Consider the following 24,056-nt stretch of genomic DNA (forward strand, 5'->3'; position numbering starts at 1 on the left):
CCGTGGAACACGGAACGAATGCACGGCCGCTGCGCGCCTCCCGGCCGCTTCAGGGCCTCGCCGGCCGCCTGACGGTCGCCGGCGACAAGTCGATCAGCCACCGGGCGCTGATGTTCGGCGCGCTGGCGGTCGGGCGCACCGAGATCTCCGGCCTGTTGGAAGGCGAGGACGTGCTGCGCACCGCCGCCGCCATGCGCGCCCTCGGCGCCACGGTGGAGCGGCTGGGCGAGGGCCGGTGGCAGGTCTCGGGCCGCGGCGTCGGCGGGCTGCTGGAGCCGGAGGACGTGCTGGACATGGGCAATTCCGGCACCGCCGCGCGGCTGATCTGCGGGCTGATCGCGGGCCATCCCATCTTTGCCGTGCTGACCGGCGACGGCTCGCTGCGCAGGCGCCCGATGAAGCGGGTGACCGACCCGCTCTCGGCCGGCGGCGCGCGCTTCACCGGCCGCGCCGGCGGCCGCCTGCCGCTGGCCATCGAGGGCGCGGCGGAGCCGATGCCGCTCGACTACACCCTGCCCATGGCCTCCGCGCAGGTGAAGTCGGCGGTGATGCTGGCCGGCCTCTGCGCCCGCGGCACGACGCGCGTGGTGGAGCCCGAGGCGACGCGCGACCACACCGAGAACATGCTGCGCCACTTCGGCGCCACCGTGCGGGTGGAGGCCGATGGCCACCGCCGCGTCATCGAGCTGGACGGCCAGCCGGAGCTGGTCGCCGCCCCCGTGGCGGTGCCGGGCGACCCCTCCTCGGCCGCCTTCCCGCTGGTGGCGGCGCTGCTGGTGCCGGGCTCGGCGGTGACGGTGGCGCATGTGGGGCTGAACCCGCTGCGCACCGGCCTGTTCACCACGCTGCGCGAGATGGGCGCCGACCTTTCCGTGGAGAACGCCCGCACCGAGGGTGGCGAGAAGGTGGGCGACCTGACCGCCCGCTTCGGCCCGCTCAGCGCCGTGGACGTGCCGGCCGAGCGCGTGCCCTCCATGGTGGACGAGTACCCGATCCTGGCGGTCGCCGCCGCCTGCGCCAGCGGCACCAGCCGCTTCCGGGGCCTGGCCGAGCTGCGGGTGAAGGAGAGCGACCGCGTGGCCGCCACCGCAGCCCTGCTGGAGGCCAACGGCATCCGCGTGGAGATCGAGGGCGACGACATGCTGGTGCACGGCACCGGCGCGCCCCCGCCGGGCGGCGGCACCGTCGTCACCCACATGGACCACCGCATCGCCATGAGCGCGCTGGTGCTGGGCCTGGCCACCGGGGCTCCGGTGGCGGTGGACGACGCCAGCTTCATCGACACCTCCTTTCCCGGCTTCGCCGCCCTCATCAACCGCGCGGCCGGCGGCGAGGTGCTGTGCCCGCTGAACCATCCGGCGGTGGCGTGACGGCGGCGGAGCAGCCCCTGGCGCGGGCGCGCGCCGGGCTGGTGATCGCGGTGGACGGGCCGGCGGCGGCGGGCAAGGGCACGCTGGCGCGGCGCCTGGCCGAGTCGCTGGGCCTGCCCTACCTGGACACCGGCCTGCTGTACCGCGCCGTCGGCCGCCGCCTGCTGGACCAGGGGGCGGACCCTGCCGACCCCGTCCGCGCCGAGGCCGCCGCCCGCGCGCTGCGCCCCGAGGATCTGCGCCGCGCCGACCTGCGCGGCCCGGCCGCCGACCACGCCGCCAGCGCGGTGGCGGCGCTTCCCGCCGTGCGCGCGGCGCTGCTGGACTGGCAGCGCGATTTCGGCCGCGCCCATGGCGCGGTGCTGGACGGGCGGGACATCGGCACCGTGGTCTTTCCGGAAGCGCCGGTGAAGCTGTTCGTCACCGCCAGCGACGAGGAGCGGGCCCGCCGCCGCTGGCTGGAGCTGCGCGGCCGCGGCGTGGCGGCCGAGCTGGCGGAGGTGCTGGCCGAGCTGCGCGCGCGCGACGCGCGGGATGCGGGCCGCGCCGCCGCGCCGATGAGGCCTGCGGGGGATGCCCTGCTGCTCGACACCACCGCGCTGGATGCCGAGGCGGCCTTCGCGGCGGCCTGGTCGCTGGTGCGCGGCAAGCTGGGGCGGGACCGCGAGGACTTGCGGGGAAAAGAAGAGGAGGGCGGGGCGGGAGAATTCGCCGCTTCCTCCTGAAATCCTTCCCCGCCGAATTGTTGCGCCCCTGAGAGAATCCCCTTGACGCTCGCGGCCCAACTGGCCTAGGCGAGTCCCCCATTCCCTTCGCCCACGGGCGGCGGGAAGTCCGGACCCTGGCGGGCGGCCCTGCGGCTTCCCACCTTCCCGGACCGGAATAGGCGGGCCGACACTCCGCCTGTCATGATCTGGACCGAAGGGCGTTCCTCCACCCGGAGCGGGCGCTCGGTCAAGCCGTGCCCGCGCGAGCGGGGGCGCAGGAATCCTCCCGTGGCGCTGTCGCGGGGCGGATCAGGAACACTCTGCTTCATGGCTAATGCCAACAGCCCGTCCATGACCGAAGACTTCGCTGCCCTGCTCGACGAGACGCTGGGCGCCGATACCGGCTTCGCCGGTTCCGTCGTCACCGGCAAGGTGATCCGGGTGGACGATGACTACGCGGTCGTGGATGTCGGGCTGAAGTCCGAGGGGCGCGTGCCCCTCAAGGAATTCGCGCCGCAGGGCCAGAAGGCCGAGGTGCAGCCCGGCGACGTGATCGAGCTGTTCGTCGAGCGCTACGAGGACCGCGACGGCTCCATCGTGCTCTCGCGTGAGAAGGCCCGCCGCGAGGAGGCCTGGACCAACCTGGAGAAGGCGTTCAACGCGCAGCAGCGCGTCAACGGCGTCATCTTCGGCCGCGTGAAGGGCGGCTTCACCGTCGACCTCGGCGGCGCCGTGGCCTTCCTGCCCGGCTCCCAGGTCGATATCCGCCCCGTGCGCGACGTCGGGCCCCTGATGGGCAGCCCGCAGCCCTTCCAGATCCTGAAGATGGACCGCGCCCGCGGCAACATCGTGGTGTCGCGCCGCGCCGTGCTCGAAGAGACGCGCGCCGAGCAGCGCTCCGAGCTGATCCAGGGCCTGAAGGAGGGCATGATCCTCGACGGCGTGGTCAAGAACATCACCGACTACGGTGCGTTCGTGGACCTCGGCGGCGTGGACGGCCTGCTGCACGTCACCGACATCGCGTGGCGCCGCATCAACCACCCCTCCGAGGCCCTGACCATCGGTCAGCAGGTCCGCGTGCAGGTCATCCGCTTCAACCCCGAGACGCAGCGCATCTCGCTCGGCATGAAGCAGCTGATGTCCGACCCGTGGGAGGGCGTGGCCATCAAGTACCCGGTGGGTGCGAAGTTCAGCGGCCGCGTGACCAACATCACCGACTACGGCGCCTTCGTGGAGCTGGAGCCGGGCGTCGAGGGCCTGGTCCACGTCTCCGAGATGAGCTGGACCAAGAAGAACGTCCATCCGGGCAAGATCGTCGCCACTTCGCAGGAAGTGGACGTGATGATCCTGGACGTGGACGAGCCGAAGCGCCGCATCTCGCTCGGCCTGAAGCAGGCCCAGGGCAACCCCTGGGAGCTGTTCCTGGAGAGCCACGGCCCCGGCTCGATCGTCGAGGGCGAGATCCGCAACATCACCGAGTTCGGTCTGTTCGTGGGCCTGGCGCCCGAGATCGACGGCATGGTGCACATGTCCGACCTCTCCTGGGAGATCCCGGGCGAGCAGGCGATGGCCGCCTACAAGAAGGGCGACGTCGTCAAGGCCAAGGTGCTGGACGTTGACGTCGAGAAGGAGCGCATCTCCCTCGGCATCAAGCAGCTCCAGGCCGACCCGGCCGCCGAGGTGCTGGACCGCGTCCGCAAGGGCGATGTCGTCACCTGCGTGGTCACCAAGGTCGAGCAGAACGGCATCGAGGTGAAGGTCGACGAGGTCCTGACGGGCTTCATCCGCCGCGCCGAGCTGGCCCGCGACCGCGGCGACCAGCGCCCCGACAAGTTCGCCGTCGGCGAGAAGGTCGATGCCAAGGTGACCGCCGTGGACCGCGCCGCCCGCCGCCTGGCCCTGACCATCAAGGGCAAGGAAGTGGAGGAGGAGCGCGAGGCGATGAAGGAGTACGGCACCGCCGATTCCGGCGCCTCGCTGGGCGACATCCTGGGCGCGGCCATCCGCCGCCGCAACCAGATGGCCTCCGAGGACTGATCTCGGCATTGTTCCGTCCGGCTCCGGCCGGGCGGTCCGCATGGCGCCCCGGGTGGTCCTCCACCCGGGGCGTTTCTGCTTCCGGGGCGGGGCAGCACCCCATCCCCTGCCTTCCGCCGGAGCAATGGGCCGATGAAATCCGCCCCTCCCGCGCCGTGGCGGCCGCTCGCGCGCTTGACCCGCCGCCCCGTGCCCCGGCATTGATGCCGGCAGCATGAGCGCCTCCCTCGAACACGACCTGCTGGTGGACCGCCGCCGCCTGAAGCGCCGCCTGGCGCTGTGGCGGGTGCTCGCCGTGCTGGCCGTGCTGGCGGCGCTGTTCGCCGCCTTCGCGCCCGGCCTCGGCGATGGCGTGGCGGGGCTGCGCGGCCATGTGCTGCGCCTGTCCATCGAGGGCACCATCACCGACGACCCCAGGGTGACCGAGGCGGTCGCCCGGGCGGCCAAGGACACGGCGGTGCGCGGCATGATCCTGTCGATCGACAGCCCGGGCGGCACCGTGGCGGGGGGCGAGGGGCTGCACGCCGCGCTGCGCCGCTTCCGGGAGAGCGGCAAGCCGCTGGTGGCGGTGATGCGCGGCACCGCCGCCTCGGCCGGCTACATGATCGCCATGCCGGCGCAGCGCGTCTTCGCCCGCGAATCCACCCTCACCGGCTCGATCGGCGTCATCCTGCAATCCTTCGACGTGGGCGAGCTGATGCGCAGCCTCGGCATCCGCGCCGAGCAGATCGCCTCCGGCCCGCTGAAGGGCGAGCCGAACCCGTTCCGCCCGCTCAGCCCCGAGGGCCGTGCCGCGCTGGAGGCGGTGCTGCGCGACATGCACGCGCAGTTCGTGGCCATGGTGGCGGCCGGCCGCGGCATGCCGGCCGAGGCGGTGGAAAAGCTGGCCGATGGCCGGGTCTACACCGGGCGGCAGGCGCTGGCGCTGCGGCTGGTGGACGCCATCGGCGGCGAGCCCGAGGCGCGCGCCTGGCTGGAGGCGGAGGCGAAGCTGCCGGCGGGCCTGCCGGTGCGCGACCTCGACCCGCGCAACCCGGCCGAGCGGGCGCTCGGCTTCTCGCTGCGCGCCCTGGCGCGGGGCATCGCCTCGGAATGGCGTGCGATTGACGGCGCCCGGGCCGTTTGGCAGCTTCCGCGATGACCGGCGCCGGCGAGATCCGGGCCGGAGACAGGGGCATGGACCCCGGCCTTTACCCGGGCCGGGACCGGTGGCAGGAAACAGGGGCGCCATGACCAAATCCGAACTGATCGCGCAGCTGGCGGCGGCCAACCCGCATCTGCGCCAGCCCGATGTGGAGCTGATCGTCGGCACCATCTTCGACGAGATCACCAACGCCCTGGCGCGTGGCGACCGTGTCGAGCTGCGCGGCTTCGGGGCCTTCTCCGCCAAGCAGCGCGACCCGCGCACCGGCCGCAACCCCCGCACGGGGGAAGCGGTTGAGGTGACCGGCAAGTCCGTCCCCTATTTCAAGCCTGGCAAGGAGCTGCGCGAGCGTGTCAATGGCGGCCCCCTGCAGGCGCCGAAACGCAGCCCGCGCGGCACGGTGACCCCTTCATGAGAATTCTCGGCTTCCTGCTGACCGCGCTGCTGCTGCTGGTGCTGGTCCTGTTCACCATCTCCAACACCGACCCCGTGTCGCTGCAGCTCTGGCCGTTCGACCTGAGCTGGGAGGTGCCGCTGGCGGGCGCGGTGCTCGGCGCCGCCGCGCTGTTCTTCCTGCTCGGCGCGCTGGTGGCCTGGGGCGGTGCGCTGCGCTACCGCCGCCGCGCCAGCAGGATGCAGCGCGCCGCCCAGCTGCTCGAGGCCGAGCTGGCCGAGCTGCGCGGCCAGCACGAGGCCGGCGCGGGCGCCGCGCCGGGCCACGCCGCCGCCCCGCCCGCCACCACGCCCTCCACGGCCGTGGCCACGCGCTGACGATGCGGCAGAAGCCGAACGCGGCGGGGCTCATCGCCGCGCTGGACACGCCGGACGCGGCGCGCGCCGAGGGCTGGGCCGCCGCCGTGGCGCCGCATGTCGGGCTGGTGAAGGTGGGGCTGGAGCTGTTCTGCGCCGCCGGACCCGGGGTGGTGGGGCGCATCGCGCGGCACCGGCCCGTCTTCCTCGACCTGAAGTTCCACGACATCCCCAACACCGTGGCGGGCGCCGTGCGCTCCGTCTGCGCCGACCGCGCCGCCGCGCCGGCGATGCTGACGCTGCATGGCGGCGGCGGGGCCGCGATGATCGAGGCCGCGCGCCGCGCCGCCGAGGACACGCTGGGCGCGGCGCGCCCGGCCATCCTGGCGGTCACGGTGCTGACCAGCTTCACCGCCGCCGCCCTGGCCGAGACGGGCGTGGCCGGCGGCCCGGCGCAGCAGGTGCTGCGGCTGGCCCGGCTGGCGCTGGCCGCCGGCGCCGACGGGCTGGTGTGCAGCCCGCAGGAGGTGTCCCGCCTGCGCGATGCCTTTGGCGGCGCGCCGCTGCTGGTGGTGCCCGGCATCCGCCCGGCCGGCAGTGCGGCGGGCGACCAGGCGCGCATCGCGACGCCTGAGGAGACCGCCGCCATGGGGGCGGACTGGCTGGTGGTCGGCCGGCCCATCACGGGGGCGGACGACCCCGCGGCGGCGGCGGCGGCCATCGCCGCCAGCCTGCCGCGCTGAGGCCCGGCATGCTGCCCGCCACCCAGGTGAAGATCTGCGGCATCAACGATGCCGGAGCCTATGACGCCGCCTGCTATGCCGGGGCGGAGTGGGTGGGGTTCGTGTTCTACCCGCCCTCGCCGCGCGCCGTTTCGCCGGAGCAGGCGGCGGCGCTGGCGGCGCGCGGCGGCACGGGCCGGCGGCCGGTGAATGTGGGCCTGCTGGTCGATGCCGACGACGCGATGATCGAGGCGGTGCTGGCCGAGGTGTCGCTCGGCCTGCTGCAGCTGCACGGCATGGAAAGCCCGGAGCGCTGCGCCGCCATCCGCCGGCGCTTCGGCCTGCCGGTGATGAAGGCGCTCGGCATCGGGGGAGAGGAGGATCTCGCCCGGCTGGCCGAATACGCCCCGGCGGTGGACCGCTTCCTGCTGGACGCCAAGCCGCCGCGCGGCGCCGCCCTGCCCGGCGGCAACGCGGTGAGCTTCGACTGGTCGCTGCTGGCGGGCCGCGAGATCCCGCGCCCCTGGATGCTGGCCGGCGGCCTCACGCCGGTGAACGTGGCCGCGGCCATCCGCGCCGCCGGCGCCCCGGCGGTGGATGTCTCCTCCGGCGTGGAGCGGGTGCGGGGCGTGAAGGACCCCGTGCTGATCGCCGCCTTCGTCGCCGCCGCCCACGCGGCCTGAGGGGCGGAAAAAAGAAGGGGAGGCGAGGGGGAATTCGTTTCCCCGGCCCTTCATTCATTTACAACTGCGGCCCGGCCCCTGGGTGGCGCGGCGCGCCCTGGCCCCATATGACAGCGCATGCGTGACGATGCGCGGCCTGGAGGGATGAGTGAACAAGCCTCTGCCAAATTCTCTGCGTCAGGGCCCGGATGGGCGCGGTCGCTTCGGTCAGTTCGGTGGGCGCTACGTCGCCGAGACGCTGATGCCCGTCATCCAGGAGGTCGAGCAGGCCTATAACGCGGCCCGCAACGATCCGGCCTTCATGGCGGAGTGGCGGCGCTTGCTGAAGGACTATGTCGGCCGCCCCAGCCCGCTCTGGCTGTGCGAGCGGCTGACTGCCCATCTCGGCGGGGCCAAGGTCTACTTCAAGCGCGAGGAGCTGAACCACACCGGCGCGCACAAGATCAACGCCGTGCTGGGCCAGATCATGCTGGCCAAGCGGATGGGCAAGCCGCGCATCATCGCCGAAACCGGTGCCGGGCAGCATGGCGTCGCCACCGCCACGGCCTGCGCGCTGTTCGGGCTGAAATGCGTCGTCTACATGGGCGCCACCGACGTCGAGCGGCAGCAGCCCAACGTGTTCCGCATGAAGCTGCTGGGCGCCGAGGTGGTGCCCGTCACCGCCGGCGCCGGCACGCTCAAGGACGCGATGAACGAGGCGCTGCGCGACTGGGTGGCCAATGTGGCGGACACCTATTACTGCATCGGCACCGTGGCCGGCCCCGCGCCCTTCCCGCAGATGGTGCGGGACTTCCAGTGCGTGATCGGCGAGGAAACCCGGCAGCAGATCATGCTCGCGGAAGGCCGGCTGCCGGACGCGCTGGTCTGCGCCGTGGGCGGCGGCTCCTCCGCCATGGGGCTGTTCCACCCCTTCCTCGACGACGAGGATGTCGCGATCTACGGTGTCGAGGCCGCGGGGCGGGGGCTGGAGACGGGCGAGCACGCGGCGGCCATCGCCGGCGGGCGCCCGGGCGTGCTGCACGGCAACAAGACCTACCTGCTGCAGGACGACCACGGCCAGATCCACGAGGCGCACTCCATCTCGGCCGGGCTCGACTATCCCGGCATCGGGCCGGAGCATTCCTGGCTGCACGAGATCGGCCGCGTCACCTATGTCAGCGTGACGGACCAGGAGGCGCTGGAGGCCTTCCAGCTCTGCTCGCGGCTGGAGGGCATCATCCCGGCGCTGGAGTCCGCGCATGGCCTCGCGCATGTGCTGAAGCTCGCCCCCACCATGGACAAGGACCAGATCATCGTCCTCAACCTGTCCGGCCGGGGCGACAAGGACATCTTCACCGTGGCCAAGCACCTGGGAGAGACGCTGTGAGCCGCATCGCCGCCCGCTTCGCGCAGCTCCGGGCGGAGGGGCGCGGCGCCCTGATGCCCTTCATCGAGGCCTACGACCCGGACCCGGCCACCAGCATGTCGCTGCTGCGCTGCCTGCCGGGCGCGGGCGCCGACCTGATCGAGCTCGGCGTCCCCTTCACCGACCCGATGGCGGACGGCCCCACCGTGCAGCTGGCCGGGCAGCGCGCGCTGAAGGCCGGCGGCACGCTGGCCGGCGCGCTCGCCATGGTGCGGGACTTCCGGCGGGAGGATGACGAGACGCCCGTGGTGCTGATGGGCTATCTCAACCCCATCCTCTCCTATGGCGAGGAGCGCTTCTGCCGCGATGCCGGCGCCTCGGGCGTCGATGGCCTGATCGTGGTGGACATGCCGCCCGAGGAGGCCGACGCGCTGGCCCCGCACGCCGCGGCCGAGGGGCTGGACCTGATCCGCCTCATCGCGCCCACCACGGATGACGAGCGCCTGCCCAGGGTGCTCGCCGGCACCAGCGGCTTCATCTACTACGTCTCCATCGCGGGCGTCACCGGCACGCGCAGCGCCTCGCGCGACGCGCTGGCCGAGGCCATCCCGCGCGTGCGGCGCCACACCGACCTGCCCATCGCCATCGGCTTCGGCATCCGCACGCCGCAGCAGGCGGCCGAGGCGGTGCAGGTCGCCGACGGCGCGGTGGTGGCCTCGGCGCTGATCGACACGCTGGCGAAGTCGCTGGACGAGAAGGGGCGCGCCCGTCCCGACACGGTGCGCAAGGTGCTGGACCAGGTGCGCGAGCTGGCGGAATCCGTGCGCGGCGCCCGCGTGCCGGCCTGAAGCGACTACTGGCCTGAAGCACGGGCCCGCCCCGTGCCGGCCTGGGGCACCACGGGACGGGCTGCGGCGCAACCCTGCCGGCCCGGCGCGGGTTCATGCCCCGGCCCGTCGGCAAGGGGAGGGGGGAGATGAGCCGCTGGCGCTGGCTCCTGCGCAGGCTGACACGGCGGCTGTGGTTCCGTGCCGCCTTCTTCGCCCTGCTGGCGGCGGTGACGGCGCTGCTTTCCGCCGTGGCCGCCCCCTTCATCCCCTACGAGATCACCGCCAGCATCGGCGCCGAGGCGGTGGACAACATCCTGTCCATCCTGGCCAGCAGCATGCTGGCGGTGACCACCTTCTCCCTCACCACCATGGTCTCGGCCTTCTCGGCCGCCACCAGCAACGCCACGCCGCGGGCGACGAAGCTGCTGATCGAGGACCGGACGGCGCAGAACGCCATCTCCACCTTTCTCGGCAGCTTCCTCTACGCGGTGGTCGGCATCATTGCCCTCAGCACCGGGATGTATGGCCAGAGCGGGCGGGTCATCCTGTTCGGCGTGACGGTGCTGGTCATCCTGTGGATCGTGGTGACGCTGGTGCGCTGGATGGAGCACCTCTCCCGCCTCGGCCGCGTGGGGGAGACGACGCAGCGCATCGAGACGGCGGCGCGCGCGGCGCTGCGCGAGGCGGCGAGGCTGCCGCATCTGGGGGGCCTGCCGCCGGTGGCGCCGCCCGCCAGCGCCCGTGCCGTGGAGCCGGGGCGGATCGGCTATGTGCAGCACATCGACATGGGGGCGCTCTCGGGCCTGGCGGAGGCGCTGGGTGTGGCGCTGCACGTCGCGGTGCGGCCCGGCACCTATGTGCATCCCGGCCGCCCGCTGCTCTGGATCAACACGCCGCCCGACGGGGAACAGGATGACCGCCTGCGCGCGGCCTTCACCCTGGGCGAGGAGCGCTCCTACGACCAGGACCCGCGCTTCGGGCTGATCGTGCTGTCCGAGATCGGCTCGCGCGCCTTGTCGGCGGCGGTGAACGACCCCGGCACGGCGATCAGCGTCATCGGTGCCGGCGGCCGGCTGCTGGCGGAATGGGCGGCGGCGGAGGAGCCGTCCGGGGAGGCGTGCCGCTACCGCAACCTGCACGCGCCCGGCCTCGCGGCCGAGGACATGTTCGACGACTTCTTCCGCCCCCTGGCGCGGGACGGCGCCGGCGTGCTGGAGGTGGGCATCCGGTTGCAGCGGACGCTGCACATGCTGGGCGGTGCCGGGCAGGGTCGGCTCGCCGCGCCGGCGGCGCGCCATGCGCGGGAGGCGCTGGAGCGGGCCGAGGCGGCGCTGGTGCTGGAAACCGAGAAGGAGACGCTGCGCCGCCTGGTGGCGGCGGGCGGGACGGCGCCTCAGCCGCGCGCGGCGGCCATGGCCTCCTCCGCCGTCAGCCGCCCGTCATAGAGGGCGCGGCCGATGATGGTGCCGGCCACCTTTCCGGTGGCGCGGAGCGCGCGGATGTCCTCCACCCCCGCCACGCCGCCCGAGGCGATGACCGGCGTGGAAAGCCGCGCCGCCAGCGCCGCCGTGGCCTCCACGTTGACGCCGCCCAGCATGCCGTCCCGCTCGATGTCGGTGTGGATGATGGCGGCCGCGCCCGCATCCTCGAAGGACAGGGCGAGGTCGAGGGCGGAGATGCCGCTCACCTCGGCCCAGCCCTCGGTGGCCACCATGCCGTCCTTCGCGTCGATCCCCACGGCCACCTGGCCGGGGAAGGCGCGGCACGCCTCGCGCGCGAAGGCCGGGTCCTTCACCGCCGCCGAGCCCAGGATGACGCGGGCGATGCCGCGCGAGAGCCAGGCTTCCACCGTCGCCATGTCGCGAATACCGCCGCCGAGCTGCACGGGGCGGGTGGTGGCGCGCAGGATGGCGTCCACCGCCTCCGCATTGGCGGGGCGGCCGGCGAAGGCGCCATCGAGGTCCACCACATGCAGCCAGGCGAAGCCCGCCGCGTCAAAGGCGGTGGCCTGGGTGGCGGGGTCGCCATAGAGGGTGGCCTGCGCCATGTCGCCGCGCTTCAGGCGCACCACCTGGCCGGCCTTGAGGTCGATGGCGGGATAGAGCGTGAAGAGCATGGAGGCGGTCCGCGGCTGCTGGCAGGGGGGCCGGCATAGCCCGGGCCGGCCGGGCGGTCCAGCGCGCCGCCCCCGCCTCCCGCCCGGCTTCCCTCCCCTGCTTCCGGGGGGCTTTCCACCCTTGGCCTGCGCGCGCCGAGGCCGCATCCTGCCACGATGAAGTTCCGCATCGGAATTGATCTCGGCGGCACCAAGACCGAGATCGTGGCGCTCGACGAGGCCGGCACGGCGCGGCTGCGCCGCCGCGCCTCCACCCCGCAGGATTATGACGGCATCCTTGGCCTGATGGCCGGGCTGGTGGAGGCGGCGGAGGTGGAGCTGGGGACGCGGGGCGCCAGCGTGGGCGTGGGCATCCCCGGCAGCCTCAGCCCGGCCACGGGGCTGGTGCGCAACGCCAACACCCAGTGCCTGAACGGCCGGCCCCTGGACCGCGACCTGCGGGAAGCGCTGGGCCGCCCGGTGCGCGTCTCGAACGACGCCAACTGCCTGGCGCTGAGCGAGGCGGCGGACGGCGCGGGGGCGGGCTTCGGCGTGGTGTTCGCCGTCATCCTCGGCACGGGCGTGGGCGGCGGGCTGGTGGTGGATGGCCGGCTGATCGAGGGGCCGAACCGCGTGGCCGGCGAATGGGGCCACACCCCGCTGCCCTGGTCCGCGCCGGAGGAGCATCCCGGCCCCGCCTGCTGGTGCGGCCAGCGCGGCTGCCTGGAGACGCTGCTCTGCGGCCCCGCCCTCGCCGCCGACTGGAAGGGGCGGGGGGAGCGCGACGCCACCGGCATCGCCGAGGCCGCGGCGGCGGGAGATGCCGCCGCCGGCGCGGCGCTGGCCCGCCATGCCAGCCGCCTCGCCCGCGCCCTGGCGGCGGTGACCAACCTGATCGACCCGGATGTGGTGGTGCTGGGCGGCGGGCTGTCCAACCTGGCGCATCTCTATGAGGAGGTGCCGCGCCTCATGGCGCCCCATGTGTTCGGCGACGTGGCGCAGTGCCGCCTGCGCCCGGCGCGGCACGGCGATTCCTCCGGCGTGTTCGGCGCGGCGCGGCTCTGGGACAGCCCGGGGCAGGCCTGAGAAAGGCGGATTGGCTTCCTGGCACCAGGATGTATGATGACCTGACAAATCAATCCAGGAGCCGCCCATGTCCCGCATGACCCCCGCCGAGATGGCCCGGCAGATCGGCAGCGGCCTGCTGTCCTTTCCCGTCACCCATTTCCGCGCCGACCATGGCTTCGACGCCGCGCCCTACCGCGCGCACGTGTCCTGGCTGCTGGAGCACGGCCCGGCCGGGCTGTTCGCCGCCGGCGGCACGGGCGAGTTCTTCTCGCTCTCGCCCGCCGAGGTGGAGGCGGTGGTGCGCGCCGCGGTGGAGGAGACGGCCGGCCGCGTGCCGGTGATCGCCCCCTGCGGCATGGCGACGCCGATCGCCATCGACCTCGCCCGCTCCGCCGAGGCGGCGGGGGCCGACGGCCTGCTGTTGCTGCCCAACTATCTGGTGAACGCCGAGCAGGAGGGCCTCGCCGCCCATGTCGAGGCGGTGTGCCGCAGCACCCGCCTCGGCGTCATCGTCTACAACCGCGACAACGCCATCCTGAACGAGGACACGCTCGCCCGGCTGTGCGAGCGCAACCCGAACCTCGTGGGCTTCAAGGACGGCGTGGGCGACATCGAGCTGATGACGCGCGTCTATGCCCGGATGGGCGAGCGCCTGACCTATGTGGGCGGCCTGCCCACCGCCGAGACCTTCGCGCTGCCTTATCTGGAGATGGGCGTCACCACCTATTCCTCCGCCATCTTCAACTTCGTGCCGGAGTTCGCGCAGGCCTTCTATGCCGCCGTGCGCCGGCGGGACCGCGAGGCCGTGTTCCAGGGGCTGCGGGACTTCGTGCTGCCCTACATCGCCATCCGCAACCGCCGGAAGGGCTACGCGGTCTCCATCGTGAAGGCGGGCTGCGCGGCGGTGGGCCGCCCGGCGGGCCCGGTGCGCGCGCCGCTGACCGATCTGGAGCCGGCCGAGATGGAGATGCTGAAGGCGCTGATCGCGAGGCTGCCGAAGCAGCTCGCGGCGGCCGCGTAGCCGGAAGAGACGGGGATGGGACCGGGAAAATCGCTTCCCCCGGCCCTTGCCGCTTTCAGCCGCGCAGGGCGGCGATCTGCGCCTTGGCGCCCTGCAGCATCAGGCCGCTGTCGTTGAGGATGGTGGTGAGCTTGAAGCCCATGCCGATCATCTTCTTGGCATAGGCGCCGCTGGCATTGTGCAGGCCCACCGCGATGTCGCGCTTGCCGCACTCCTTCAGCAGCCGCTCGTAGATCTTCAGGATCTCCGGCTCCTCCCGGTCCAGCTTCGGCGCCATGCCGAGCGACAGGCCGAGGTCGGAGGGGCCGACATAGATGCCGTCGATCCCCGGCACGTCGAGGATGGCCTCCAGGTTGTCGAGCGCCTGCTTGGTCTCGATCATCGGGATGACGGCGATGTCGCGGTTGGCCGTCTCGAAGTAGCTGCCCGCCTCGCCATAGATGCCGGCGCGGATGGGACCGAAGGAGCGGGTGCCCTCCGGCGGGTAGCGGCAGGCGGAGACGAGCTGCTGCGCCTGCTCGGCCGTGTTCACCATCGGGCAGATCACGCCCATGGCGCCGGCGTCGAGCACCTTGCCGATGATGCCCGGCTCGTTCCACGGCACGCGCACCATGGGCGTCACGCCATGCGGCTGCATGCCCTGGAAGCAGCTCACGGCGGACAGGTAGTCCTGCACGCCGTGCTGCATGTCGACGGTCAGGCTGTCGAAGCCAGCCTGCGCCATGACCTCGGCGCTGTAGCCATTCGGGATGGCCAGCCAGCCATTGACCACGGCGCGGCCCTGCGCCCAGGCGTCCTTGACCTTGTTCGGCATGTAATTCCGTTTCCTCTCGATCGCCGGAAGGGAAACGCTATGCCCCTGCCGGGGGGGCGTCAACGCGCCGCCGCACTGCACAGGGCGCTTTGGCACCCCACATGCGGCGGCGTAATCGTGGCAGGAGTGATCGACCGGCATGGACAGCGTGACCCAGGCCCTTTTCGGCGCGGCGGTGGCGGCGGCGGGCTTCCGGCGCAGCCTCGGGCGGCGCGTGGTGCTGGCGGGCGCCGTGCTCGGCACCGTGCCGGACCTCGACGTGGCGGTGGGCTGGGTGGCCGACGGCTTCGCCACCTGGCGCCACCACCGGGGGCTGACCCACTCCATCTTCTTCGGGCCGGTGGTCGGGCCGCTGATCGGGCTGGGCCTGGCGAGGTGGGAAGCGCGCCGCCGCTCCACGCCCGCCGCGCCGCCCGACCCCGAGCGGCTGCGCGCCTGGATCTGGCTGTCCGTGCTGGTGCTGGTGACGCACCCGCTGATCGACCTGTTCACCAGCTATGGCACGCAGCTGCTGGCGCCCTTCTCCGACCACCGCTTCGCCATCAACGCCATGCCGATCATCGACCCCGTCTACAGCCTCGCGCTGCTGGCGGCGGTGCTGGTGGCGGGGCTTTCGCGCCGGGCGGGGCGGGGGGCGGTGGCGGCCGCCTGCGCGCTGTTCTTCGTCGCCGCCTACACGCTGTTCGCCTGGAGCCTCGACGACCGCACGCGCGACGCCGCCCGCGCGCAGCTCGCCGAGCGCGGCATCGTGGCCACCGATGTCCGCAGCTACCCGCTGCTGTTCCAGCCCTGGTACCGGCGCGTGGTGGCGGACACGCCGGACAGCATCCGCATCGGCCACCACAGCATGTGGGCGCCCGGCCCGATCGCCTGGACCGAGGTGCCGCGCCAGCGCGACCCGCGCATCGACGCGGTGGCGGCGACACGGGAGGGGCGGCTGCTGGACTGGTTCGCCATGGGCCATGTCGCCTGGCGCGTGCTGCCCGACACGGGGGGCGGCAGCGTGGTGGAGGGCGCCGACACGCGCTACGGCACGCGGGGCGAGAGCCTGCTGGGCTTCTGGGGCATCAGCGTGCCGGTGGATGCCGCCGGCCGGCCGGGCGAGGCGCGCATCTTCACCCGCCGCCCCGCCGCCGATGCGCGCTCCCTGGGCGAGCTGTGGCGCGGCATCACCACGGGGCGGGAAGGGCCGGAGCTGCTCTGAGGCGGCGCGCCCCTCAGGGGCGCGGCAGCGGCTTCTCCATGAAGCGGTGCGGGATGCCGGCATCGAGGAACACCGCGCCCGAGGCCGCGTAGCCCAGCTTCTCGTAGAAGGGCAGGGCGTGCAGCTGCGCCTCCAGCACGCAGCGCTCCACCCGGCGCAGCGCCGGGTCGGCCTCCACCGCCCGCATCAGCGCGGCGCCGAGGCCGCTGCCGCGCGCCTCCGCCAGCACCGCCACGCGGCCGATCTTGGCGGTGCGCCCGCCATCCTTGAACACCACCCGCGCCGTGGCCAGCGGCCGCTCCCCCCGCAGCGCCAGGAAGTGCAGGGCGGTGGCGTCGTGCTCGTCCCATTCCATCTCGGGGGGCACGTTCTGTTCCAGCACGAACACCGCCTCGCGGATGGCGAGGCAGGCCGCGCGCTGCTCCGGCGTGGTGGCGCGGAGGATGGTGGGCGTCTCGGTCATGGCCGCCAGCCATGCCCCGGCGCGGGGACAAAGGAAAGGGGCGCGCAGCCCGGTGCGCCCTCCGGGCGTTGCGGCAGCACCAATCCCTCGCAGCAGGAGCCCCGCCATGCCGCCCTCCGACAAGCCCGACCCGATGCGGCTGCCCGCCCATGAGCGGCCCGGCAACCACACCCCCGGCCGCCCTGGCGAGCGGCCCGACCCGCGCGACGCGAAGCCCACCCGCCGCCCCGGCGAGCCGGGCCTGCAGGGCGGCCCGGGCGGCGCCGGCTCCTCCCCCAGCGACACGGGCGACAGCCGGGGCTGAGCCCGTTCAGCGCGCCTGCTTGGCGATCACCGCGAGCGCGGCGGCGCTGATCGAGATCTGCCCCAGCGTCTGGGTCAGGTCGCGCACGAAGCCCCAGGTCTCGTAGGGGCTCGGGTCCTGCGGCACGACGACGAGGCTGCCGGGCGGGATGGGCGGGCCGCCCGCCTGCCAGGCGCCGAGCCCGGCCGGCACGCTCTGCCCGTTCGGCAGCACCACGAAGGCGCGCCCGCCATCGGCGAAGCGCTGCGCGCCCCCCGAGGCGCGCACATATTCCGCCGCCTTCCAGCCGGTGGAGAATTGCAGGCTGCCCGGGTTCAGCACGGCGCCCACCACCGTCACCTCGTTCGGTCGCTTGGGCACCATGACCAGGTCGCCCGGCTCCAGCAGCACGTCCAGCTCCGGCCTGGCGGCGAGGATCACGGGATTGGCCTCCACCACCATGCGGCCGGCGGCGCGCGCCTCGCGCAGCGCGCCCGCCAGCTCCCGCCCCGCCGTGATGGCGCCGCCGAGGTCCATGCCCCCGGCCTTGGCCCCGGCCATGGCCTGCCCCGCCGCCACCTGGATCAGGCTCTGCTCCAGCTCGCGCGCGGTGCGGGCGAAGCCGTCCTGCTGCCGCTGCCGCACGCTCTCGCGCGTGAACACGGCGCCATAGGGATAGGCCTGGGGCGAAAGCCCGCCGGCCCGCGTCATCAGCTCCGACAGGCGCTCGCCACGGCGGATGTCGTAGATGCCGGGCCGCACGAACTCGCCCGCCAGGGTGACGGGGCCGCTGTCGCGGTCGCCGAAGCCGCGGGGGAGGCGGATGGCGTCGCGCGGGGACAGGCGCACGGCGGCGAAGTTGCCGCTGCGCAGGTCGAGCAGCGTGCGGCTGAGCGGAATGGCGCCCGCCTGCTCCAGCGGCTCGCGCGAAAGCTCGACGGCGGAAAGGTCCACCGTGTCGGTGGCACCCCCGGCGGCGGCCAGCACCTGGTCGAGCCCGGTGTCGTCGAGGATAGGGTAGAGGCCGGGCAGCCGCGCCTCGCCCGCGATCAGCACGGACTGGTCGAGCAGGAAGGGCAGCAGCGCCGGATGGTCGAGGAACACCGGCGGGCAGGGCGGCGCGCCGAAATCGGGGAAGCCCGCGCCGCGCGCATGGGCGAAGCGGGCGGGGGAGGAGCGGGCGGCGGTGGCGAGCGCCTGCAGCGCCGCGCAGTCGGAGACAGGGGCGGAGGGGGGGGTGGCTGAAAGCGCGGCGGCCGCCGCCTCGCCGCGCAGGGCGCGCTGCACGGGGGGGCTGGCCAGCCACGCCACCTCCGACTGGGACAGCAGGATCACCTCGTCCGCCTCCTGCAGCCGCATATCGGCCTGGCGGCGCAGCACGCGGCCGAGATCGAAGGGGATGAAGCGGCGCACCCGCGTTTCCGCGTCCACCCGCCAGACCAGGCCCATCCGCACATAGGGGTCGGGCTTCACCAGCCGCGGGTCGCCGAGCAGGCCGCGCAGCCCGCCGCTGCCGGCGGCGCGCAGCAGCGGCGCCGTCACATGGCCGGAAAGCCGCACCTGCCCGGCGCTCACATCGGTGCCCGGCTGCACCAGCAGCGCGTCGCCCCGCCGCAGCCGGGCGCTGGCGCCCACCTCGGAATAGACGCGCCGCCCCTGCGCGTCCGTCCCCTGGAGGAGGAAGCGGTTGCCGGCCGGGCGCAGCGGCTGCCCGGCCAGCCGCAGCAGCGCCTCCAGCGGCGCGGTGGCGGCGCCGGCCGGCAGCTCGTAGATGCCCGGCCGCGTCACCTCCCCCGCCACCGCCACCGCGGCGCCGAGCGGCGGCACCACCAGCCGCTCCCCCTCGCGCAGGGCGAGGTCGGGCGTGCCCGGCTCGCTGCCCAGCACGGCGTAGAGGTCGATCACCCGGCTGCCGCGCGGGCCTTCCACGCGGATGGCGCGCAGCGTGCCGGTCTTGCGCACGCCCCCCGCCAGGGCCAGCGCCTCCAGCGCCGAGGCCATGGCGGGCAGGCCGTAGAGCCCCGGCCGCACCACCTCGCCGGCGACGAAGATGCCGATCTGGCGCAGCTGCCCGGCCGAGACGAAGGCCTCCGAGCCGCCCAGTTCGCGCGCCACGCGCTGCCCGATCTCGGCCCGCAGCGCGCCGAGGGAAAGGCCGGCGGCGGTGAAGGGCGGCAGGTCCGGCAGCAGCAGCGTGCCGTCGCGGTTGATGCGCAGCGCGTGGTTCTGCCGGGTGCGGCCGCGGATGGAGACCAGCACCTCGTCGTCCCGGCCCAGCACGTAGTCGTCCGGCAGGGTGCCGAGCGCCGCCTGGGCGGGCGGCACCGCCGCCAGCTCACGGAAGGTGTCGTAGCCGAACTGCCGCAGCGGCTGCTCCAGCCGCGCCGCGAAGAAGGCCTCGGCGTTCGACAGGGGCTCGGCGGAAAAGGCCGGTGCCGGCGGGTGCGCGGCGGGCGGCAAGGCCGGTGGCGCGGCGGGCGCCAGGGCGGGGCCTGGCGGCGGCGCGGCCTGCGCCGGCCCGGGCGCCCGCCCGCCCGAGGCGTCCAGGATGCGTTGCAGGATGTCCTGCTGCAGGGCGGGCGGCAGGCTGGGCAGCGGCATGCCGCCGGGCAGGGTGGAAGGCAGGGAGGGCGGCGAGAGCAGCGGGCTCGGCACCTGGCCGCCGGGCGGGCCGGGCTGCGCGGATGCCGCTGCGGGCGGCAGCAGGCCGGCCAGCAGGGCGAGGGGCAGGCGAACGAGACTAAGGGAGGCTGGCCAGCGGAAAAGGCGGAAAGGCACACCGGAAGGCGACATGCGGAAGGGCCTTTTTCTCAGGCCGGACAGGGCCAGGAAATGCTCGCTAAAAAGTGATGAATGAATTATCAGTTTCCCCATGGCGATCCAAGCGCGCAATCCTGAGCCGTCGCGGATGTGGCTGCTGGCGGATGTGGCCTGCCGCCTCGGGCCCCGCGCGCTGGCGCATTACGGCTGGCACCGGCTGCAGCGCGCCGCCGGCCTGCCGCAGCAGGCGCTGCGCGACAGGCCGCCGCTTTCCGCCGAACTGCTTCCAGCCGGATTGCTTCCCTCGGGGCCGCTGCCGCCCACGGCTGCCAGGCCCCTGGCCCCGGCCAGGCTGCTGGCGCCGGATGGCCTTCTCGGCCCTGGCGCGCTGCCGCCGCCGCCCGTCCTCCCGCCGGAGGCGGAGCTGCGGCTGCGCGCCGCGCTGGAGGCGCTGCCCGGCGCCGTCAGCCATGGCCCCTTTCCCGCCGACGCGCCGGCCCTGGCGCTGGACCTGTTCCGCCCCGGCGACGTGCGCCCCGTCTGGGAGGCGAACCGCCTGGCCTGCCTGCCGCTGCTGGTGCAGGCGGCGCGGCTCTGGCCGGAGGAGGGCCACCAGGCCCGGCTGGAGTCGCGGCTGGCCGACTGGGCCGCCGCCAACCCGCCCTTCCGCGGCCCGAACTGGGCGTGCGGGCAGGAGGCGGCCCTGCGCGTGCTGCACATGGCGCTGGCCCTGATGCTGGCCGGCCAGCGGCGCCCCGGCCCGGCGGCGCGCGGCCTGCTGCTGCTGCACGCCCGCCGCATCCAGGCCACCCGCGCCTATGCCCGGGCCCAGGACAACAACCACAGCATCAGCGAGCCCGCCGGGCTGCTGGCCTGCGGCTGGCTGCTGGAGGACGGGGCCATGGCCCGCCGCGCGGCGCGTGCCCTGGCCGCCGCCACGGCGCGGCTGGTGGCGCCGGATGGCGGCTTCGCCCAGCTTTCCACCGGCTACCACCGGCTGCTGCTCGACGTGCTCTCGGTGGTGGAGGCGCTGCGCCTGCACCTCGGCGCGCCACCGCTGCCCGCGCCCTTCGCCGACCGCGCGGCGGCGGCGGCGCGCTGGCTGGCGCGGCTGGTCTCGGCCCGGGGCGCGCTGCCGGCGCTCGGCCACCAGGACGGCTCCGTCTTCGCCGATCTCGCGGCGGGCGGGGCGGATGACGCGCGCGGCAGCGTGGAGCGGGCGATGCGGCTTTTCGCCGGCGGGTCGGCCGGTTTCGCGGGGGAGCCGGGCTGCCGCTGGCTCGGCCTGCCGGAGGGCATGCCGGTGGCGGCGCGCCCGGCCGCCTGGGAGGCGGCGGGCAGCCGCGGCTGGGCGGCCGCGGGCGCGCGCGGCCTGTTGCGCGCCGGGCCGCTGCGCTTCCGCCCCGGCCAGGCCGACCTGCTGCATTTCGAGCTGTGGGACGGCGACCGCCCCCTGCTGACCGATGCCGGCACCGGCGCCTACAACCCGCCCCCCGGCCACGAATGGTGGCTGGACTACTTCCCCTCCGCCGCCGCCCACAACACCATCACCTTCGATGAGCGCGAGCCGATGCCGCGGCTGTCGCGCTTCCTGCTGGCCCGCTGGCCGCGCATGCACGCCCTGCCCGACGGCGCCGCGCTGCGCGATGGCTGGGGCAACGCGCACCAGCGGCGGGTGCGTGCCGAGGGCCGCGCCTGGACGGTGCTGGACACGGTGTGCGGCCCCTTCCACGGCCTGACGCTGCGCTGGCGGCTCGGGCCCGGGAAATGGCGGCTCCGCCCCGGCGGGGTGGACGGCCCGGCGCGGCTGCGGGTGACCGCCGACGCGCCGCTGCGGATCACGCTGGAGAAGGGGTGGGAAAGCCCCGCCTATGGCGTGGTGCGGTCCTGCCAGGTGCTGACGGTGCGCGCCCTGGCCCCCGCCACCTGCCTGGCCACGCAGATCCAGCTGGACTGAGGCCATGCCGCCCGGCCCGCCCGCAGCGACACGATGCCGCTCGACCAGCTGCTGAGGGGCGTCTGGCGGCTCTGGCGCTGGCTGCTGCCGGCGGTGCTGCTGGGCTGGGGGCTGGGCGCCGCGCTGGTCCTCGGCTGGCCGCGCGCCTATGTGGCGGCGGCGGTGGTGGCGCCGGCCGAAACATCCGGCATCGCCGTCTCCACCCTGATCTCGGCCAACAGCCTGGCGCCGGGCAACCTGCTGGACACGCGGCCGGGCGGCAACTTCGCCATCTACCTCGCCGCGCTGCGCAGCCCCGAGGCCAGCGCCATGCTGCTGCGCGAGACGCGGCTGGCCGAGGCCATGGCCGAGGCGCGCGCCGGCAGCCCGCTCGCGCCCCTGCGCGCCGCGCTGGAGCTGGACCGGGCGCCGGACGCCGATGACGCGCAGCGCTGGCTGGAGCGCAGCCTGTCCGTCACCCAGTCCCTCGCCTCCGTCACCTGGACGCTGGAGCTGGCGCATGCGCGGCGCGCGCTGGCGCTGGAGCTGCTGGCGCGGCTGCACGACTTCGCCGAGCAGCGCGTGCGGGAGGACCTGCTGGCGCTGCTGCGCCGCCGCGTTGCCACGCTGGAGGCGCGGCTGGCGCAGGAGCGCGACATCTATCTCCGCACCCCCCTGTTCGAGCTGCTGGCGCAGCACCAGCGCGCCCTGCTGGTGATCGGCGCGGACAGCGTGGTGGCGGCGCGGCTGGTGTCCGGCCCGGCGGTGGAGATGCGGCCCTCGCTGCCCAACCGCCCCCTGCTGCTGGCCATGCTGGCCGTGGCGGTGCCGATGGCCGTGGCCTTTCTCGGCGCCTGCCTGGTGCTGCTGCGCGGCCCGTCTCCGGCGCGCCGCCCGCGGGCAGGGCGGGGTTGAGCGCGCCGCGCATCGACAGCGCCGCCCTGGGCAGCCTCGCCGGGGCCGTGGCGGCCATCCTGCACCTGGCGGGGGCGCTGAAATCCACGCCGCTCGGCGCCGCGCTGCCGGTGGACCTGACGCTGCTGGCGGGCGGGCTGCTGCTGCCCCTGCTGGCGCTGCTGCTGCTGACGCGGCGCTGGTGGCTGCATCCCGGGCTGGGGCCGCCGCTGGCGGGGGCCGCGCTGCTGTGGCTGTGGCTGGTGCTGGCGGGAAGCTGGAGCGGCAGCCGCGCCATCCTGGCGGCCAAGCTGCCCGAGGTGGTGCTGCTGGCGCCGGTGATGCTGCTGGCCGGGCTGGCCGTGGGGGCCGATGCGGGGGCGCGGCGGCTGGCTGTCGGCGTCGCCCTGGCCAGCGGGCCGCTGGTGGCGGCTTCCGTGGCGGTGGGGCTGGCGACGGGGCAGGTGGTGCTGGGCGGCATGGCCGGCACCACCGCGCCCGACATGCTGCGCGTGCAGTACCAGCTCGCCGGCCTCGCCATCGCCTGCGCCGCCGGGCTTTCGGCGGTGCGGCTGGTGGAGGCGGGCGGCTGGCCGGGGCGGCTGCTCTGGGGCGGGCTGACCGCGCTGCTGGCCGCCGCCTCGCTGCTGCCGGGGGGGCGCACCGCGCTGGCGGCGCTGGCGCTCTCGGTGCTGCTGGTGCCGGCGCTGCGCTGCTGGTCCGCCGGCCAGCCGCGCCACGCCCTGGGCTGGCTGGCCCTCGCCGCCTGCGGCGGTGCCGCCGCCCTGGCCACCCTGCTGCTGGACGACGGCGCCACGGCCGGCCTGCGCACGCTGGAGCGGCTGACCCAGGGCGACCTCGAAAGCTCCGCCCGCCCCGCCCTGTGGCGCGCCGCGCTGGAATGGGGTGCCGAGACGCTGCCCTGGGGCCTCGGCACGGGCGGCTTCACCCCCGCCGCCGGGCATGGCGAGCGGCGCGGCCTCTACCCGCACAACCACGCGCTGGAGGCCTGGGCGGAAGGCGGCCTGCCCGGGCTGCTGCTGTGGCTGCTGGCCTTTGGGGGCGCGGCGCTGCTGCTGCTGCTGCGCTGCCGCCAGGTGGCGCCCGCCCGCGTGGCGCGGATCGCGGCCCTGGCGCTGCCTGTGGTGCTGGCGGCGATGGTTTCGACCGACCTTGGCAACCGGATGGTCTGGTTCGCCCTGGGCCTGGCCCTTTCGATCGGAGTGATGGCGCGTCGTGTATGAACGTTTCGGCAAGCGTGTGGGGGATGTGCTGCTGGCCTCGCTGGCGCTGCTGGTGCTCTCGCCCCTGTTGCTGGGGGTGGCGCTGGCGGTGCGGCTGGCGTTGGGGCGGCCGGTGCTGTTCCGGCAGGAGCGGGCGGGGCGGGATGGCCGGCCCTTCACCCTGCTGAAGTTCCGCAGCATGCGCGACGGCCCCGGCGAGGACGCCGAGCGCCTGACCCCGTTCGGCCGCCGCCTGCGGGCCAGCGCGCTGGACGAGCTGCCGCAGCTTCTCAACGTGTTGCGCGGCGAGATGAGCCTGGTCGGGCCGCGCCCGCTGCCGCTGGCCTACCTGCCCCGCTACACGCCGCGCCAGCGGCTGCGGCTGCGCGTGCGCCCGGGCCTGGCGGGGGCGGCGCAGGCGGCCGGCCGCAACGCCCTGCCCTGGCCTGAGCGGCTGGAGCTGGATGCCCGCTATGCCGGCCATGTCACGGCGATGGCCGACCTCCGCGCCGCCTGCGGCACGCTGCGCATCCTGCTTTCGGGGCGGGGAGTGAGCGCGCCGGGCCACGCCACCATGCCACCGCTGAGCGGAGGCGGCATTTCCACAGGCGGCGAGGAAGCTTCCAGCGCTTCATAAACCTGTAGTTGAATTTTCCTCTTGAAGATGCCGCAATTGTTTGGTTGGCTAGGGTTGTGCTCACAGAAAC

At 74.5% G+C, this 24,056-nt stretch carries 23 protein-coding genes; 19 read left to right on the plus strand and 4 right to left on the minus strand.

The features are described from left to right. Positions 1 to 2 precede the first annotated feature (2 nt). The 11 genes from aroA to CR162_RS09870 all read left to right on the plus strand — a co-directional run bounded on the left by aroA (position 3) and on the right by CR162_RS09870 (position 11,033). Positions 3 to 1,370 carry a 3-phosphoshikimate 1-carboxyvinyltransferase gene (gene aroA / locus CR162_RS09820; protein WP_245870235.1) on the plus strand — a complete coding sequence of 456 codons (1,368 nt, stop codon included), beginning with the start codon at positions 3 to 5 and terminating at the stop codon, positions 1,368 to 1,370. After that, on the plus strand, positions 1,367 to 2,095 hold the full coding sequence (gene cmk / locus CR162_RS09825; RefSeq protein WP_408887455.1) for a (d)CMP kinase: 729 nt from the start codon (positions 1,367 to 1,369) through the stop codon (positions 2,093 to 2,095). The genes aroA and cmk overlap by 4 nt, the downstream gene beginning before the upstream one ends. 309 nt (positions 2,096 to 2,404) lie before the next feature. Next, positions 2,405 to 4,114, plus strand: coding sequence for a 30S ribosomal protein S1 (rpsA, locus tag CR162_RS09830; RefSeq protein WP_099095373.1), 1,710 nt, complete (start codon positions 2,405 to 2,407; stop codon positions 4,112 to 4,114). A gap of 214 nt (positions 4,115 to 4,328) precedes the next feature. Continuing rightward, positions 4,329 to 5,255, plus strand: coding sequence for a signal peptide peptidase SppA (gene sppA, locus CR162_RS09835; RefSeq protein WP_099095374.1), 927 nt, complete (start codon positions 4,329 to 4,331; stop codon positions 5,253 to 5,255). An 88-nt stretch (positions 5,256 to 5,343) separates the two neighbouring features. After that, on the plus strand, positions 5,344 to 5,673 hold the full coding sequence (gene ihfB, locus CR162_RS09840; protein WP_099095375.1) for an integration host factor subunit beta: 330 nt from the start codon (positions 5,344 to 5,346) through the stop codon (positions 5,671 to 5,673). Continuing rightward, a complete protein-coding gene (locus CR162_RS09845; protein ID WP_099095376.1) occupies positions 5,670 to 6,029 on the plus strand; it encodes a LapA family protein in 360 nt (119 codons plus the stop codon). Before ihfB ends, CR162_RS09845 begins: the two co-directional genes overlap by 4 nt. Before the next feature lie 2 nt (positions 6,030 to 6,031). Continuing rightward, on the plus strand, positions 6,032 to 6,751 hold the full coding sequence (pyrF, locus tag CR162_RS09850) for an orotidine-5'-phosphate decarboxylase (RefSeq protein WP_099095377.1): 720 nt from the start codon (positions 6,032 to 6,034) through the stop codon (positions 6,749 to 6,751). Between the two features lie 8 nt (positions 6,752 to 6,759). Then, positions 6,760 to 7,413, plus strand: coding sequence for a phosphoribosylanthranilate isomerase (locus CR162_RS09855; RefSeq protein WP_099095378.1), 654 nt, complete (start codon positions 6,760 to 6,762; stop codon positions 7,411 to 7,413). Positions 7,414 to 7,561: 148 nt separating this feature from the next. Continuing rightward, complete coding sequence (gene trpB, locus CR162_RS09860) at positions 7,562 to 8,779, plus strand: tryptophan synthase subunit beta (RefSeq protein WP_099095379.1); 1,218 nt, start codon at positions 7,562 to 7,564, stop codon at positions 8,777 to 8,779. Beyond that, entirely contained in the window at positions 8,776 to 9,606 is an 831-nt protein-coding gene (trpA, locus tag CR162_RS09865; RefSeq protein ID WP_099095380.1) for a tryptophan synthase subunit alpha, read from the plus strand. The genes trpB and trpA overlap by 4 nt, the downstream gene beginning before the upstream one ends. Before the next feature lie 128 nt (positions 9,607 to 9,734). Then, a complete protein-coding gene (locus tag CR162_RS09870) occupies positions 9,735 to 11,033 on the plus strand; it encodes a DUF2254 domain-containing protein (protein WP_099095381.1) in 1,299 nt (432 codons plus the stop codon). Here CR162_RS09870 and hisA read toward each other — a convergent pair. Beyond that, positions 10,982 to 11,704, minus strand: a complete 723-nt coding sequence (gene hisA / locus CR162_RS09875; protein WP_099095382.1) for a 1-(5-phosphoribosyl)-5-[(5-phosphoribosylamino)methylideneamino]imidazole-4-carboxamide isomerase — start codon at positions 11,702 to 11,704, stop codon at positions 10,982 to 10,984. The genes CR162_RS09870 and hisA overlap by 52 nt on opposite strands. Positions 11,705 to 11,860: 156 nt before the next feature. Between hisA and CR162_RS09880 the strand changes: the two genes are divergently transcribed. Next, positions 11,861 to 12,769, plus strand: coding sequence for an ROK family protein (locus CR162_RS09880; protein WP_099095383.1), 909 nt, complete (start codon positions 11,861 to 11,863; stop codon positions 12,767 to 12,769). Between the two features lie 67 nt (positions 12,770 to 12,836). After that, complete coding sequence (gene kdgD, locus CR162_RS09885) at positions 12,837 to 13,772, plus strand: 5-dehydro-4-deoxyglucarate dehydratase (RefSeq protein WP_099095384.1); 936 nt, start codon at positions 12,837 to 12,839, stop codon at positions 13,770 to 13,772. A 55-nt stretch (positions 13,773 to 13,827) separates the two neighbouring features. Here the strand turns inward: kdgD and CR162_RS09890 are convergent, their stop codons facing one another. Next, entirely contained in the window at positions 13,828 to 14,586 is a 759-nt protein-coding gene (locus tag CR162_RS09890) for an HpcH/HpaI aldolase family protein (protein ID WP_099095385.1), read from the minus strand. A gap of 139 nt (positions 14,587 to 14,725) precedes the next feature. Between CR162_RS09890 and CR162_RS09895 the strand changes: the two genes are divergently transcribed. Next, positions 14,726 to 15,790, plus strand: coding sequence for a metal-dependent hydrolase (locus CR162_RS09895; protein ID WP_099095386.1), 1,065 nt, complete (start codon positions 14,726 to 14,728; stop codon positions 15,788 to 15,790). 13 nt (positions 15,791 to 15,803) lie between these two features. On the opposite strand, the gene CR162_RS09900 is transcribed toward CR162_RS09895, so the two are convergent. Further along, a complete protein-coding gene (locus CR162_RS09900) occupies positions 15,804 to 16,253 on the minus strand; it encodes a GNAT family N-acetyltransferase (protein WP_099095387.1) in 450 nt (149 codons plus the stop codon). Positions 16,254 to 16,359: 106 nt separating this feature from the next. Between CR162_RS09900 and CR162_RS09905 the strand changes: the two genes are divergently transcribed. Continuing rightward, entirely contained in the window at positions 16,360 to 16,557 is a 198-nt protein-coding gene (locus tag CR162_RS09905) for a hypothetical protein (RefSeq protein WP_099095388.1), read from the plus strand. 6 nt (positions 16,558 to 16,563) lie between these two features. Here CR162_RS09905 and CR162_RS09910 read toward each other — a convergent pair whose 3' ends face one another. Continuing rightward, complete coding sequence (locus CR162_RS09910) at positions 16,564 to 19,329, minus strand: SLBB domain-containing protein (protein WP_099095389.1); 2,766 nt, start codon at positions 19,327 to 19,329, stop codon at positions 16,564 to 16,566. A gap of 79 nt (positions 19,330 to 19,408) precedes the next feature. Between CR162_RS09910 and CR162_RS09915 the strand changes: the two genes are divergently transcribed. From CR162_RS09915 to CR162_RS09930, 4 genes are read left to right on the plus strand one after another with little or no spacing between them, the layout of a single operon-like run. Then, positions 19,409 to 21,253 (plus strand): heparinase II/III family protein, encoded by a 1,845-nt coding sequence (locus CR162_RS09915; RefSeq protein ID WP_099095390.1) that lies wholly within the window; start codon positions 19,409 to 19,411, stop codon positions 21,251 to 21,253. 33 nt (positions 21,254 to 21,286) lie between these two features. After that, entirely contained in the window at positions 21,287 to 22,147 is an 861-nt protein-coding gene (locus tag CR162_RS09920; RefSeq protein WP_099095391.1) for a hypothetical protein, read from the plus strand. Beyond that, positions 22,144 to 23,370, plus strand: coding sequence for an O-antigen ligase family protein (locus CR162_RS09925; RefSeq protein WP_245870236.1), 1,227 nt, complete (start codon positions 22,144 to 22,146; stop codon positions 23,368 to 23,370). Before CR162_RS09920 ends, CR162_RS09925 begins: the two co-directional genes overlap by 4 nt. Further along, positions 23,363 to 23,986 carry a sugar transferase gene (locus CR162_RS09930; protein ID WP_099095393.1) on the plus strand — a complete coding sequence of 208 codons (624 nt, stop codon included), beginning with the start codon at positions 23,363 to 23,365 and terminating at the stop codon, positions 23,984 to 23,986. Before CR162_RS09925 ends, CR162_RS09930 begins: the two co-directional genes overlap by 8 nt. Positions 23,987 to 24,056: the final 70 nt, after the last annotated feature.

This window comes from Teichococcus rhizosphaerae (assembly GCF_002631185.1).
GTDB lineage: Bacteria > Pseudomonadota > Alphaproteobacteria > Acetobacterales > Acetobacteraceae > Pseudoroseomonas > Pseudoroseomonas rhizosphaerae.

What these genes read in the sequence shown, in the direction of transcription:
- rpsA (WP_099095373.1), top strand. Translation starts at nt 2,405, where the DNA reads ATGGCTAATGCCAACAGCCCGTCCATGACCGAAGACTTCGCTGCCCTG.
- sppA (WP_099095374.1), top strand. Translation starts at nt 4,329, where the DNA reads ATGAGCGCCTCCCTCGAACACGACCTGCTGGTGGACCGCCGCCGCCTG.
- ihfB (WP_099095375.1), top strand. Translation starts at nt 5,344, where the DNA reads ATGACCAAATCCGAACTGATCGCGCAGCTGGCGGCGGCCAACCCGCAT.
- CR162_RS09845 (WP_099095376.1), top strand. Translation starts at nt 5,670, where the DNA reads ATGAGAATTCTCGGCTTCCTGCTGACCGCGCTGCTGCTGCTGGTGCTG.
- pyrF (WP_099095377.1), top strand. Translation starts at nt 6,032, where the DNA reads ATGCGGCAGAAGCCGAACGCGGCGGGGCTCATCGCCGCGCTGGACACG.
- CR162_RS09855 (WP_099095378.1), top strand. Translation starts at nt 6,760, where the DNA reads ATGCTGCCCGCCACCCAGGTGAAGATCTGCGGCATCAACGATGCCGGA.
- CR162_RS09870 (WP_099095381.1), top strand. Translation starts at nt 9,735, where the DNA reads ATGAGCCGCTGGCGCTGGCTCCTGCGCAGGCTGACACGGCGGCTGTGG.
- hisA (WP_099095382.1), bottom strand. Translation starts at nt 11,704, where the DNA reads ATGCTCTTCACGCTCTATCCCGCCATCGACCTCAAGGCCGGCCAGGTG.
- CR162_RS09880 (WP_099095383.1), top strand. Translation starts at nt 11,861, where the DNA reads ATGAAGTTCCGCATCGGAATTGATCTCGGCGGCACCAAGACCGAGATC.
- kdgD (WP_099095384.1), top strand. Translation starts at nt 12,837, where the DNA reads ATGTCCCGCATGACCCCCGCCGAGATGGCCCGGCAGATCGGCAGCGGC.
- CR162_RS09890 (WP_099095385.1), bottom strand. Translation starts at nt 14,586, where the DNA reads ATGCCGAACAAGGTCAAGGACGCCTGGGCGCAGGGCCGCGCCGTGGTC.
- CR162_RS09895 (WP_099095386.1), top strand. Translation starts at nt 14,726, where the DNA reads ATGGACAGCGTGACCCAGGCCCTTTTCGGCGCGGCGGTGGCGGCGGCG.
- CR162_RS09900 (WP_099095387.1), bottom strand. Translation starts at nt 16,253, where the DNA reads ATGACCGAGACGCCCACCATCCTCCGCGCCACCACGCCGGAGCAGCGC.
- CR162_RS09905 (WP_099095388.1), top strand. Translation starts at nt 16,360, where the DNA reads ATGCCGCCCTCCGACAAGCCCGACCCGATGCGGCTGCCCGCCCATGAG.
- CR162_RS09910 (WP_099095389.1), bottom strand. Translation starts at nt 19,329, where the DNA reads ATGTCGCCTTCCGGTGTGCCTTTCCGCCTTTTCCGCTGGCCAGCCTCC.
- CR162_RS09915 (WP_099095390.1), top strand. Translation starts at nt 19,409, where the DNA reads ATGGCGATCCAAGCGCGCAATCCTGAGCCGTCGCGGATGTGGCTGCTG.
- CR162_RS09920 (WP_099095391.1), top strand. Translation starts at nt 21,287, where the DNA reads ATGCCGCTCGACCAGCTGCTGAGGGGCGTCTGGCGGCTCTGGCGCTGG.